The 14,546-nt window shown below is 37.5% G+C and carries 11 protein-coding genes; all 11 read left to right on the top strand.

All coding sequences use genetic code 11. The annotated features are described in order from the left end of the window. The first annotated feature begins 112 nt into the window (after positions 1 to 112). The 11 genes from JDW14_03455 (at position 113) to JDW14_03505 (ending at position 14,538) form a co-directional block, all read left to right on the top strand. Positions 113 to 1,450, top strand: coding sequence for a DEAD/DEAH box helicase (locus tag JDW14_03455; GenBank protein ID QQD66170.1), 1,338 nt, complete (start codon positions 113 to 115; stop codon positions 1,448 to 1,450). Positions 1,451 to 1,467: 17 nt separating this feature from the next. Then, the gene (gene rseP / locus JDW14_03460) at positions 1,468 to 2,739 is read left to right on the top strand and encodes an RIP metalloprotease RseP (protein ID QQD66171.1); all 1,272 of its coding nucleotides are present in this window, start codon (positions 1,468 to 1,470) and stop codon (positions 2,737 to 2,739) included. 390 nt (positions 2,740 to 3,129) lie between these two features. Beyond that, complete coding sequence (locus tag JDW14_03465) at positions 3,130 to 7,440, top strand: PolC-type DNA polymerase III (protein QQD66172.1); 4,311 nt, start codon at positions 3,130 to 3,132, stop codon at positions 7,438 to 7,440. A gap of 77 nt (positions 7,441 to 7,517) precedes the next feature. Further along, positions 7,518 to 8,132, top strand: coding sequence for a DUF1054 family protein (locus JDW14_03470; protein ID QQD66173.1), 615 nt, complete (start codon positions 7,518 to 7,520; stop codon positions 8,130 to 8,132). A 173-nt stretch (positions 8,133 to 8,305) separates the two neighbouring features. After that, positions 8,306 to 8,590, top strand: a complete 285-nt coding sequence (locus JDW14_03475) for a UPF0223 family protein (GenBank protein QQD66174.1) — start codon at positions 8,306 to 8,308, stop codon at positions 8,588 to 8,590. A gap of 193 nt (positions 8,591 to 8,783) precedes the next feature. Further along, a complete protein-coding gene (locus JDW14_03480) occupies positions 8,784 to 9,587 on the top strand; it encodes an inositol monophosphatase family protein (protein QQD66175.1) in 804 nt (267 codons plus the stop codon). Continuing rightward, positions 9,574 to 11,406, top strand: a complete 1,833-nt coding sequence (typA, locus tag JDW14_03485; GenBank protein ID QQD66176.1) for a translational GTPase TypA — start codon at positions 9,574 to 9,576, stop codon at positions 11,404 to 11,406. Before JDW14_03480 ends, typA begins: the two co-directional genes overlap by 14 nt. Positions 11,407 to 11,624: 218 nt before the next feature. Further along, positions 11,625 to 11,855 carry a DUF1146 domain-containing protein gene (locus JDW14_03490; GenBank protein ID QQD66177.1) on the top strand — a complete coding sequence of 77 codons (231 nt, stop codon included), beginning with the start codon at positions 11,625 to 11,627 and terminating at the stop codon, positions 11,853 to 11,855. 62 nt (positions 11,856 to 11,917) lie between these two features. Next, entirely contained in the window at positions 11,918 to 13,219 is a 1,302-nt protein-coding gene (murA, locus tag JDW14_03495) for a UDP-N-acetylglucosamine 1-carboxyvinyltransferase (protein QQD66178.1), read from the top strand. Positions 13,220 to 13,240: 21 nt separating this feature from the next. Continuing rightward, positions 13,241 to 14,305 carry a rod shape-determining protein gene (locus tag JDW14_03500; protein QQD66179.1) on the top strand — a complete coding sequence of 355 codons (1,065 nt, stop codon included), beginning with the start codon at positions 13,241 to 13,243 and terminating at the stop codon, positions 14,303 to 14,305. A 35-nt stretch (positions 14,306 to 14,340) separates the two neighbouring features. After that, complete coding sequence (locus tag JDW14_03505; protein ID QQD66180.1) at positions 14,341 to 14,538, top strand: DNA-directed RNA polymerase subunit beta; 198 nt, start codon at positions 14,341 to 14,343, stop codon at positions 14,536 to 14,538. The last annotated feature ends 8 nt before the right edge of the window (positions 14,539 to 14,546 follow it).

Consider the following 14,546-nt stretch of genomic DNA (forward strand, 5'->3'; position numbering starts at 1 on the left):
AATGTCATGTTAGAATGCTTTTGGGAATGTCTTAGCATGCTAGGATAGCATATACAAAATATGTATTGAAATGAAAAAAATTCCTAAAGTGAATGAATTAAAGGAGTACATTATGACAAGTATTAAACAATTGTCGATTCAGCCTTTTATTAAAGAGGCATTGGCTGAACTTCATTTTGAAAACTTGACAGCTGTTCAAGATGAAGTGATTCCACCTGCGATAGAAGGTAAAAATTTAATCGTACAATCGCAGACAGGTTCTGGGAAATCTCATAGTTTTCTTATTCCTGTCTTCAATCAAATTAAACCAGAAAAGCAGCAAGTACAAGCTGTTATTACAGCTCCCAGTCGTGAGTTAGCGACTCAATTATACGAGGCTGCTATTCAAATAGCCAAATTTTCACCAGAAGAAATTATTGTGACGAATTATATCGGTGGGACGGATAAAGAGCGTCAAATTGAAAAATTAGCGAATCGTCAACCACATATTGTGATTGGGACACCGGGACGTATTTTTGATTTAATGTCAGAAAATGCCTTATGGGTGCAAACGGCTGAAATAATGGTAGTCGATGAGGGCGATATGACTATGGATTTAGGCTTTTTATCATTGATTGATGAAATTGCGTCACGTTTAGCTAAAAATCTACAATTAATGGTTTTCTCTGCCACAATTCCACAACAATTGAGTGTGTTTTTAAATAAATATGTGACCAGTCCTGTTCAAATTAAAATTGAGCCGAAACAAGTATTGGCTGAGCAGATTAATAATTATTTAATCAATACGAAAGGTCAAGACCGTCGTGAATTAGTTTATCAATTATTAACAATGGGACATCCCTATTTAGCATTGGTGTTTTGTAATACTAAAAATTATGCTGAAGAAGTCAGTCAATTTTTAAAAGAAAAAGGTTTAAAAGTGGCGACGATTCATGGAGATGTTCCCCCACGAGAGCGTAAACGGATTATGCGTCAAATTAAAGATTTGGAGTACCAATATGTTGTAGCGAGCGATTTAGCTGCTAGAGGAATTGATATTCCGGGTGTATCAATGGTGATTAATACAGAGATTCCGAAAGAATTAGAATTTTTCATTCATCGTGTCGGTCGAACTGGGCGTAATAAAGTGGCGGGAAATGCTTATACATTCTATACACCAGATGACGATGATGCGATTCGTTTATTAGAGAAAAAAGGGATTGCTTTTGAACAGGTAGAATTAGTCAAAGGTGAAATTCGTCCGGCAAAATCAAGACTGCGTCGTGCTACTCGTAAAGATACGAAACAAGATACAGATGATGTAGTCGTAAAAGCAATGATTGCTCGGAATAAGAAGAAAAAAGTGAAACCGGGTTATAAGCGTAAATTGAATTATGCGATTAAAGAGCATCGCCGTCAAGAAGCGAAAAAGAATGCTCGTATGGAACGTCGTCAAAGCAGAAAGAAATAAAGAAATTAGGTGAGTAAATGATCAAAACAATTCTTGTCTTTTTAATTATTTTCTCCATTATGGTTGTTTATCATGAGTTTGGACATTTTTATTTTGCCAAAAAAGCTGGTATTCGAGTGCGAGAATTTGCAATCGGAATGGGGCCTAAACTTTTCGCTAAACAAGATAAATCTGGGACAACTTATACGATTCGTATGCTGCCATTAGGTGGTTATGTTCGTTTAGCTGGTTTAAATGAAGAAGACGGTATTCAGCCTGGTATGCAGGTAGGATTAGCCTTTAATGAGCAAAATGTCGTGACAGGTATCAATTTGTCAGAGAAATACTCAGTCGATGAAATGCCGGCACAAGTTGATGCAGTCGAGCTTATTGATGAGATGACGATTCGTGTACAGCCGATTGGGCAAAATGAAATGGTTACTTATCATGTTGATGAAAATGCTGTTATTACAGAGCAAGACGGAACACGTATTTTAGTTGCTCCACGTCATACACGTTATGAATCTGCGACGCCTTGGAATAAAATTAAAACGAATATTGCAGGGCCGATAAATAACTTTATTTTAGCGATTGTAACCTTTATGATAATTGGTTTATTATCTGGTGGTGTGGCAACGAATCAAGCAAAAATTGGTTCGTTTGTAGGTGAAAATTCACCGGCACAAGCAGCAGGTTTAAAAGAGGGCGATGTTATTACAGTCGTAGACGGTACAAAAGTGACCAATTGGGACGAGTTAGCTCAAGCGATTCAAGCACACCCTGGTAAGACAGTGCCATTTGAAGTAAATCGTGAAAATCAAGTGATAAAAGTGGAAGTAGCTGTCGAATCTGCTAAAGCAGAAAATAGTGATAAAACTTATGGTCGTATCGGTATTGCACGTTACTATGATACGAGTATTCAAGCACGTTTATTATCTGGATTTACACAAACATGGGCAGTGATTGCAGCGGTGATTACGACACTTTTAAGTATGTTTAAATCTGGATTTGATATTAATCAATTTGGTGGCCCAGTAGCCATGGCACAGATGACGAATACAGTGGTCGAATATGGCTTTATTCCAGTCTTGAGTTTAATGGCGATGTTAAGTGCTAACTTGGGCATTATAAACTTATTGCCAATTCCAGCTTTAGACGGTGGAAAAATTGTTTTAAATCTATATGAGGCAGTGCGTGGTAAACCATTAGCTCAAGAAAAAGAGGGGATTATTACTTTAATCGGTGTTGGCTTACTCGTTATTTTAATGATTGCTGTTACATGGAACGATATTATCCGTGCTTTCTTTTAGTCAATAATTGAATTATACGCACAGTGGAATGTATAGTGTCTTTCCAATGTGCGTTTCTTTTTATGGGAGAGATATTCTACTGTGGTAAGTGATAGAATTAAAAATGTACGACGTCAAGCCAAGCTGAACGAACCAGAATAAACATAGTGTGAGAGAAGCTGTTCTGGCTTGAAACACTGGAAGAAGTCATCGGCGTGCGAGTATCGCACAGAGGAGACTTCTGAAGTGGATGTCAAGCCAAGCTGAACGAACCAGAATAAACATAGTGTGAGAGAAGCTGTTCTGGCTTGAAACACTGGAAGAAGTCGTCGGCGTGCGAGTATCGCACAGAGGAGACTTCTGAAGTGGACGTCAAGCCAAGCTGAACGAACCAGAATAGGAGGTAAGTGAGTGGAAGAAAAACAATTATTTCAGCATTTATTAGAACAACTGAAAATTAAAGATGATGATATACTGACGAGTTTAGAAAAAACAACTATTGATAAAGTCGAAATATTGGCTACATCAAAACAATGGCGTTTTTTCTTAAAGAGTGAGGCTTTGATACACCCAGATGTTTATAAACTATTCATGCATTTATTAAAAGAAACTTTTGAGCCGATTGCCCATGTTGATGTGTGGTGGCGATTTGAACAGGCGAATTGGTCAGATGAAGTAGTGCGAGATTACTGGCTAGCAGCCTTATCCGTTCTTGCAAAGGATAAACCTTTTGTTAAAGCGATATTGAATCAAGCACATCATGAAGTTGTTGGTGGTGTGATTAAAGTTGGTGTACCAATGGAACATCAATTGGAAACTATTCAACAAGTTTTTCATGAAGGATTTGTATTAGCATTGCAAAAAGTTGGTATGGATTTGCCAACAATTGAGTATTATTTTGATGTTGAACGTCATGAAATTGAAAAACAAAATGTGCAACAACGTCAATCTGATGAAGATAAAAAGTATTTGGTCGAAGCACTTGAAGCCGTTGAAAAGAAACAAATGCAACAAGTGAAAGCTGAAACAGTAGTCAAAGATAAGGATATTCCACAAATTGGTAAGGATATTACGAGTACGATTATTACACCGATTCGTGATTTGCAAGATAACCAATTTAGACAAGTGATTGAGGGTTATGTATTCGATGTTGAAATTCGTGAGTTTCGTTCAGGTACGCAATTATTAACATTAAAAATTACCGACTATACTAGTTCAGTTGCTGTCAAATTAATGAGTGGCCGTTCGATTAAGAAAGAATCTTTTGGATTATTTAAAAAAGGGGATTGGATTCGTTTAGAGGGCGATATGGTACCGGATAATTATACGGCAGAATTAGATTTTCGCCCACGTAGCATTCGTCATATTACTAAAGCACAGCGTGAAGATTTAGCTCCAGCTGGTGAAAAGCGAGTGGAATTACACTTACATTCCAATATGAGCCAAATGGACGCAACAAATGCTGTAGGAGATTTCATTTCACAAGCTGCTAAATGGGGGCATTCAGCCATTGCGATTACTGACCATGCAGGAGCACAAGCATTTCCAGAGGCTTATGCAGCAGGTAAAAAACATGGTATCAAAGTGTTATACGGAATTGAAGCCTATGTTGTCAATGACGGCGAACCGATTGCGTATAATCCTAAGCCATTGTCTTTAGAAGAGGCAACGTATGTCGTCTTTGACGTGGAAACCACTGGTTTATCAGCCGTTTATGACCGTATTATTGAATTGGCTGCTGTTAAAATGCAAAATGGACAAGTCATTGATACGTTTGAAGCCTTTATTAATCCAGGACACCCTTTATCAGCGTTTACTACTGAATTAACAGGGATTACTGATGCGATGTTGGCTGATGCACCGAGTGAAGAAAAGGTTATGAAAGATTTTCAAACATTTAGTGACGGGTCTATTTTAGTAGCACACAATGCAAGTTTTGATATTGGTTTTTTAAATAAGACGTATTTGCGAATCGGTGAGCCAGAATCTACTTTGCCTGTTATTGATACGTTAGAATTGTCACGTTTAGTGAACCCACATTTGAAAGGACATCGTTTAAATAACTTAGCCAAACATTACGGAATTACCTTAGAGCAACATCACCGAGCAGTTTACGATTCAGAAACCACTGGTCATATTTTGATGAAACTATTAGAGCAAGCTAAAGAGCAATATCAGATGACAGTACATGCTGATTTGAATGCTCAAATGGGGAAAGGTGATAGCTATAAAAATGCTCGGCCATTCCATGCCACTCTGCTAGCGAAGAATCAAGCTGGATTAAAAGATTTGTTTAAATTAATTAGTGAGTCTAATGTTCGCTATTTTTATCGTACTCCACGTATTCCGAGAAGTTTGTTAACGCAGTATCGACAAAATCTATTAATCGGAACGGCATGTAGCGAGGGTGAGATTTTCACGACGATGATGCAAAAAGGGTACGATGAAACGGCTGCCTTAATTGATTATTACGATTATATCGAGTTGCAGCCACCAGTTGTCTATGAAACATTGATTGAGCAAGAACAAATCGGCTCAATGCGTGATATTGAGCATATTATGCGTGAATTAGTTCGATTAGGGGAAGAAAAAAATATTCCTGTTGTCGCAACAGGTAATGTGCATTATTTGGACGAAAAAGATGCGATTTATCGTGAAATATTGATTAAATCAATGAAAATTAACCAAAATCGTCTATTGCATTTGCCGAAAGTGCATTTTAGAACGACTGATGAAATGTTAGCTCAATTTCAATTTTTAGGTGAAGAATTGGCGAAGAAATTAGTTGTGACGAATACGCAAGCGATTGCCGATTTAATCGAACCGATCGAAGTGATTAAGAAAGAATTGTACACACCGAATATTCCAGGTAGTAATGAAGAAATCCGTCAATTAAGTTATGACCGAGCATATGAATTATACGGAAATCCATTGCCAGAAATTGTTGAGGCTCGAATCGAAAAAGAATTAAAATCAATTATTGATAATGGATTTGCCGTCATTTACTTGATTTCGCAAAAACTTGTGCATAAGAGTATGGAAGACGGCTATTTAGTTGGTTCAAGGGGTTCGGTCGGTTCGTCCTTAGTCGCAACAATGACTGGGATTACGGAAGTAAACCCATTAGCACCACATTATTATTGTCCGAAATGTCAATATAGTGAATTTTTCACACAAGGGGAAGTCGGCTCTGGCTTTGATTTACCACCGAAACAATGTCCACACTGCCAAGCTGACTTAGCACGTGAGGGACAAGATATTCCGTTTGAAACGTTCTTAGGATTTTATGGAGATAAAGTACCTGATATTGATTTGAACTTTTCCGGTGAATATCAACCACGAGCACATGCTTATACTAAAGTGTTGTTTGGTGAAGATTATGTGTATCGTGCCGGAACGATTAGTACGGTCGCTGAAAAAACGGCTTTTGGCTATGTTAAAGGTTATTTAGAGGCGATAGGCGAGCAAATTCCCCAAGCAGAAAAAGAACGTCTGGCAAAAGGTATTGAAGGGGTGAAACGTACAACAGGACAGCATCCAGGGGGAATTATTGTTATTCCAGATTATATGGACGTTTTTGATTTTACACCGGTGCAATATCCAGCCGATGACCAGTCTGCTGAATGGCGTACAACTCACTTTGACTTCCACTCCATTCATGATAATGTATTGAAACTCGATATTTTAGGACACGATGATCCAACGATGATCCGTAAATTACAAGATTTAAGTGGTATTGATCCGAAAACTATTCCGATGAATGATCCAGGTGTAATGTCGCTCTTTAGTAGCCCAGAAGTATTAGGTGTCACATCTGAACAAATCTTTTCTGAAACAGGTACTTTAGGAGTTCCAGAATTTGGAACGAACTTTGTACGGGGTATGTTAACCGAAACGAAACCGAGCACCTTTGCTGAGTTATTACAAATTTCAGGTCTTTCTCATGGTACGGACGTTTGGCTGGGAAATGCACAGGAATTGATTAAAAATAAAGTGACTACGCTTGCTAAAGTAATTGGTTGTCGTGACGATATTATGGTGACTTTAATGCAATATGGTATTGAAGACGGAATTGCGTTCAATATTATGGAGGGAGTTCGTAAGGGTAAGGGGATTCCAGATGATTGGCAAGCAATTATGCGAGAAAATAAAGTGCCGGAATGGTATATTGAATCGTGCTTGAAGATTAAATATATGTTCCCGAAAGCCCATGCCGCTGCCTATATTATGATGGCATTACGTGTTGCATACTTTAAAGTTCATTATCCGATGTATTATTATGCAGCATATTTTTCAGTTCGTGCAGAAGATTTTGATTTAGTGGCGATGCACCAAGGTAAAGAAATGGTGAAACGTCGTCTGCGTGAAATTCAAGGAAAAGGGTTTGATGCATCGGTTAAAGAACGTAATTTACAAACTGTATTAGAAATTGCAAATGAAATGTTAGAGCGTGGCTTTAAATTTAGCATGGTTGATTTGGATAAATCAGATGCTGATAGTTTTCTTATTGAGGGGGATACTTTAATTCCACCATTTAGAGCCATTCCTGGTTTGGGTGCTAACGTTGCCCAACAAATTATTAAAGCGAGAGAAACAGCTCCATTTTTATCAAAAGAAGATTTACAAAAACGTGGGAAAGTTTCTAAAACAATTATCGAATATTTAACGGAACAAGGTGTACTCAATCATTTACCAGATCAAGATCAACTCAGCTTGTTCTAGTTAGAATGGGGATAGCGAGCTAGTATGGGAGCAATCCCCATTTAATCTATTATTGTGAATGAAAGCAGGGGAAATGAATGAATTTTGATGCAACAGCTTTTGCAGTATTTGAACAGGACACATTAGCGACACGAATGGAAGCTATCCAGTCACGAATTCAACCGGTGTTTTATCATTATGGCGATATGATTGCCCATTTGATTGAAAAAGAATTAGGAGTTGAACAAGTTCCGGTTCATGTAGCTAAACATTTACGACGCACGACCAATCCACCAGAGAGTACCTGGGTTGGAATTGGTGGGAATCAACGTGGTTATAAACGATTTCCACATTTCCAAATTGGGATTAATCCAGAGTATGTTTTTATTATGCTAGCATTGATTGATAATCCTGATTACGAAAAAGAAATTGCACAAGCGTGGCAAAAGAAAGTTGACCAATGGCAGCAATTGCCAGCTGATTATGCAGTTATCGCTGACCATACTCAATTAGCTTATCAACCAGTCTCAGCAGTCGATTGGACGAATGTGTTTGAACGTATGGAACATGTTAAAAAGGCTGAATTTATGGTTGGTCGTATTGTTAAAAAAGGAGATACTGTACTATCAGATGAACGTCAGTTAGAACAATGGCTTGTGGAAACGGTCAATCAATTGTTGCCTTGGTATCAGGAAGCGTGTGCATTTCATTAATTGAGCAAAAATTTATGATTTAGTGATATTTCTCTTTTCAATTGTAGATAAAATAAGGTATAGTATAAAACGAACGAAAAATATTGCAAAAACAATTGGTATTGCATATTTATCAGTTTAAATGTCACTTGGATAAAAAATATAGTGTGAACGAGCAAGAATAGGGGGGAGCTATGCAAAATTATGCTTATCCCATTGATTCAGACTGGACAATGGAAGAAACAATAAAAGTTGTCGATTTTTTTGCAGCAGTTGAAGAAGTGTATGAAACAGGGCTAGATGCTGGAGTGTTTGAAAAAAAATATAAAGAGTTTAAATCGGTTGTGACTAGCATTAGTGAAGAAAAGCGATTAGACAAATCATTTGAATCACTCAGTGGCTATTCTATCTATCAAGCTGTTAAAGCACTTAAAATGTTAGATAATAAAATTGGGAAAAAATTGAAAGTCAGTCGATAGTGATTAGCGTTTCAAGAGCTATGCGAAGTGGACGTCAAGACAGCTCGAGCAAACCGGGATAATATAGTGTGAGTGAGAGCGTTTTGGCTTGAAACACTGGAGTAAAAGTATAGGAGTGCAGCAAGCACTCCGAGCATTTTGCAAAGTGGACGTCAAGCCGGCTTGAGTAAACCGGAGGAATAAGGAGGAAACAATGGATTATCAATTACATCATCGTGTGCTAGTTTGGCTTGAACAAGCAGCACATGAGTTGCGACAATCGCATCAAAGAGAACTCAAAGTCGATGAGAAGAAAGATGCGAGTGATTTGGTTACGGAAATGGATAAGGCGACCGAACAATTTTTTGTTGAAAAGATAAAAACGTATTATCCTACGCATCGAATCATTGGTGAAGAGGGGATTAGCGATCGTGTAGAAGATACCAATGGATTTGTATGGGTAATCGACCCAATTGACGGTACGCTTAATTTTGTTAAGCAAAAAAATAACTTTGGTATTATGGTTGGGGTGTTTAAAGACGGTCAACCGGTTGCCGGTTATATCTATGATGTAATGAAACATGATTTATATTATGGGATTGTTGGCGAGGGTGCGTACTTGAATAATCGTCCATTAGAATCTATTCCAGTTCCAAAATTAAACGATAGTATTGCAATGGGAAATGTAGGGATGTTCGCTCTTAATTTGAAACATAGCCAACGTTTACTAAAAGCGGTACTTGGTGTTCGTGCACATGGTTCTGCTGCTTTAGAAATTATTGAAGTATTACGTGGGCAAGCATCGGTATATTTATCTTTTGGCTTGAGCCCATGGGATTTTGCAGCTGGTTATGCAATTTGTGAAGCAGCTGGATTAAAAGCTACAAAACCTGACGGAACGCCACTTTCGATTTTAGAGCGTTCAGCAGTAATCTTTGCTCACCCAAGTGTGCACCAAGAAGTTATCACAGTACTTAATACAACAGAAGAATTAGGAGAAATAAATGAATACGCGTAACGATATTAGAAATATTGCCATTATTGCCCATGTCGACCATGGTAAAACAACCTTAGTTGACGAATTATTAAAACAATCCAATACATTAGATGAGCGTGCAAAATTAGATGAACGTGCAATGGATTCGAATGATATTGAAAAAGAACGTGGTATTACTATTTTAGCAAAAAATACAGCTGTCGATTATAAAGGCACTCGTATTAATATTTTGGATACACCAGGACATGCTGACTTCGGTGGTGAGGTTGAGCGTATCTTGAAAATGGTAGACGGTGTTGTACTCGTGGTTGATGCTTACGAGGGAACAATGCCACAGACACGTTTTGTATTGAAAAAAGCATTAGAACAAGGGTTAACACCAGTTGTCGTTGTGAATAAGATTGACAAACCGTCTGCACGTCCAGCTGAAGTTATCGATGAAGTGTTAGAATTATTTATCGAATTAGGTGCAGATGATGACCAATTAGAATTCCCAGTTGTATATGCGTCTGCCTTAAATGGTACTTCTAGCTTGTCTGATAAATTAGAAGACCAAGAAGAATCAATGGACGCAATTTTTGATGCGGTTATTGAACATGTACCTGCACCGATTGATAATAGCGACGAATCGTTACAATTCCAAGTATCGTTATTAGATTACAATGAATATGTAGGTCGTATCGGAATTGGTCGTGTTTTCCGCGGAAAAATCAAAGTTGGGGATAATGTTGCTTTAATTAAAGCTGACGGCTCTAAAAAGAATTTCCGTGTCACTAAAATCTTAGGTTTCTTCGGTTTAAATCGTGTGGAAATTCAAGAGGCAAAAGCTGGTGACTTAATTGCCTTATCAGGTATGGACGACATTTTCGTTGGGGAAACAGTAGCTGATGCAAGTAACCCAGAAGCCTTACCAGTTTTACATATTGATGAACCAACGTTAGAGATGACTTTCTTAACGAATAATTCACCATTTGCTGGTCGTGAGGGTAAATTTGTAACGTCTCGTAATTTACAAGACCGTTTAATGCAAGAATTACAAACTGATGTGTCATTGCGTGTTGAGTCAACAGATTCGCCAGATGCCTTTAAAGTAATGGGTCGTGGTGAGTTACATTTATCTATTTTAATCGAGACAATGCGTCGTGAGGGGTATGAGTTCCAAGTATCACGTCCAAAAGTAATTATGAAAGAAATTGACGGACAGTTATGTGAGCCGTTTGAACGTGTGCAAATTGATACACCAGAAGAATATATGGGTTCAATTATTGAGGCAATGGGTCAACGTAAAGCTGAAATGGCAGACATGGCACATACTGGTAATGGTCAAATTCGTTTAGTATTTTTAATTCCTGCACGTGGTTTAATTGGTTTCTCAACTGAATTTATGTCAATGACACGTGGTTATGGAATTATTAACCACACATTTGATGATTATTTACCAGTGGTAGACGGAAATATTGGACGTCGTCGTAATGGTACTTTAGTTGCTCAAGAAAATGGTCAAGCGACAACTTATGGTATTATGGGCTTAGAAGACCGTGGAACAATTTTCGTTGAGCCAGGTACAGAAGTGTATGGTGGTATGATTGTCGGCGAACATAATCGTGAAAATGACTTAACGGTTAATATTACTCGTGCAAAACAATTAACGAATATTCGTTCGGCTACTAAAGACCAAACAAGTGTTATTAAACGTCCACGTATTTTGACATTAGAAGAATCCATTCAATTTATGGACGATGATGAGTACTGTGAAGTAACACCTGAAAGCATTCGTTTGCGTAAACAAATTTTAGATAAAGCAGCACGTGAACGTGCAACTAAAAAAGATAAAAAATAGTGTGAATGATGATGCGTCTGAACGGTTAATGATACTAACCGTTCAGATTTTTTTTACAATTATTTTCATCCGAAAGTTTATTTATCGCTATTTTGTTTAATGTCATAGATGACAAATGGGTGAAGAATGATAAAAATATAAGTCAAAAAGTATTTTAGAGTGTTTTTCAAAATTAATTTGTGCTATGATAATAAGTAAATGAAAGGTAGGTAAAGTTAATGACACTTGCATATGGTATGGCAGTACTGTTAGTGCGAATCTTTTTTGTGTTACTAACTTATATTGTGCTTGAAAAATTAGATTGGCGAAAATTATTTTCAGCTAAAAATTATGTTTATGCGCAATATGTTTGTGTGTTACTAAGTATCGCATTTGGACATCTTATCGGTTCATTTTTTATTACGATCATGGAATTGCTGCGTGATTTATTATACAGTGCATTCCTATAATTTTTTGTTTCTTATCGTTAGCTCCAAAACGATAAGCTTGGTATAAAGGAGAATTATTGAATATGGAAGAAATTTTAGTGCAAGGTGGCAATCGCTTAGAGGGAACCGTTAAAATTGAGGGAGCAAAAAATGCTGTGTTACCAATTTTAGCAGCCACAATTTTAGCAGAGAGCGGACAGAGTCACCTGTCAAATGTTCCAGTTCTATCAGATGTATTTACAATTAATGAATTATTAACAAATATTCAAGTCACCAATTCATTTAATATACAAGATAATACAATGATATTAGATGCATCGGGTGATGTGCTAACGAAAGCAGATTATGATTTTGTTAGCAAAATGCGTGCGTCAATTGTAGTAATGGGACCACTTTTAGCTCGTTATGGTCATGCAAAGGTGGCATTACCAGGTGGTTGTGCGATTGGCTCTCGACCGATTGATTTGCATTTGAAAGGCTTTGAAGCCTTAGGTGCTACGATTACACGTGCAGCAGGCTATGTTGAGGCAAAAGCTGACAAATTAGTTGGAACTCGTATTTATTTAGATTTCCCTAGTGTGGGGGCAACTGAAAATATTATGATGGCTGCCGTTTATGCTGAGGGAGTTACTATACTAGAAAACGTCGCACGTGAACCGGAAATTGTTGATTTAGCAAACTTTTTAAATAAAATGGGTGCTCATATTGTGGGTGCGGGAACGGAAACGATTCGTATTCATGGTGTGTCAGAACGCTTAAAAGGAACAGAACATGCGGTTGTATCAGATCGTATTGAGGCAGGAACTTTTATGGTGGCTGCTGCTGTGACACAAGGAGATGTATTTGTTGAGGGAGCAATCTATGAACACAATCGTCCATTGATTAGTAAACTCATTGAAATGGGTGTTGAAGTCATTGAGTATGCTCAAGGATTACGTGTTATTGGACCAAAACAATTAAAACCAGTTGATGTCAAAACATTACCACACCCTGGATTCCCAACGGATATGCAAGCACAAATGACGATTGCACAATTAATGGCTGACGGTACAACGGCTTTGACGGAAACAGTTTTTGAAAATCGTTTTATGCATTTTGAAGAATTGCGTCGTATGGGTGCATCATTTAAACTTGACCGTCAAACAGCGATTATGTATGGCCCAAGCAAATTGACTGGTGCGAGTGTTAAAGCGACTGATTTGCGTGCAGCAGCTGCATTGATTATTGCCGGTTTGACAGCAAAAGGCTTAACTCGTGTATCGGAATTAAAATATTTAGACCGAGGATATTACAAGTTCCATGAAAAATTACAGGCACTTGGGGCAAATATCGAACGTGTTAACTTGAGTGAGCAAGTGGTAGCCAAATCATTAGTTCATCAATAGTTGTGAAAATGAGGCGAACATATGAGCAGAGATATTGGAATTGATTTAGGGACTGCAAATGTGTTAATTCACTTAAAAGGTAGAGGGATTGTTGTCAATGAGCCGTCTGTTGTAGCGATTGATTCTCATACACAAGAGATTATTGCAGCTGGAAAAAATGCTTACGATATGATTGGTCGTACATCTCAATCCATTGAAATTGTCAAACCTTTAAAAGGTGGAGTGATTGCAGATTTTGAAGTGGCAGAAGCGATGTTAACCTTGTTTTTAGAAAAAATTTATTTGAAACGCTGGTTTTCAAAACCAAATGTCTTATTATGTTGCCCGTCGAATATCAGTGATATTGAAACGACATCATTGATTGAAGCAGCAGAACGTGCGACTGGTGGGAATATTTATTTAGAAGAAGAGGCAAAAGTTGCAGCGATTGGCTCTGGAATTGATATTTTTAGTCCACATGCGAATATGCTGATTGATATTGGTGGTGGCACGACGGACATTGCTGTTGTAGCCGGTGGCAAAATTATTCGGAGTGAATCATTGCGTATTGCCGGTGATGATTTTGATGAAGCGATTATTCAATATGTAAAAGAAAAATTTAACTTATTGATTGGTGAACGGACAGCAGAAGACGTTAAAAAATTATTGGCGACTGCCTTGCCTTTAGCAGAATCTGAGTTGAAAATGTTTGATTTAAAAGGGCGAGATTTGTTGACTGGATTGCCTAAGTCGATAAATGTTCATGCGAATCATATTTGCGAAGCGATGCAGCCACAAATACAAATGATTGCTCGTGCAGCTAAACGTCTTTTGGAAGAAACGACACCGGAAATGCTTTCGGATATTATTGACCAAGGAATTGTATTAACTGGTGGTGGAGCGATGATTAGTCAAATTGATACATTTTTAATGGAACATTTAAAGGTATCAGTGATTAAATCGGATCATGCCATGGGTTGTGTAGCCATTGGAACAGGCTTAATGTTAGAATCAATCTTAAATGGTAAAGTTGAACGAGTGAATTTGACTAAGATGCAACGCTTGAAACGTTGGTTAAAATCATTGAAAAAGCGATTGATAGGATAAAAAGTATAAAGGCTTTGAAATAGAGGTGACGCTTGATGAGTGAATACTTTAAAAGTGAATTAATGATTATTAGAGTACTAAAAATTCTATTGAAAACAATTTTGTTTTTATTGCTGATATTAGTATTTTTAGTCATTGGATTATTTATTGGCTATTGTATCATTGGTGACGGACATTTTTGGGAAGTGTTAAATCGTAATACTTGGCAGCATATTATTGACTTTATACAGTAAATGGTGCA

Source organism: Aerococcaceae bacterium zg-252, from assembly GCA_016237705.1.
Lineage (GTDB): Bacteria > Bacillota > Bacilli > Lactobacillales > Aerococcaceae > Globicatella > Globicatella yangjingiae.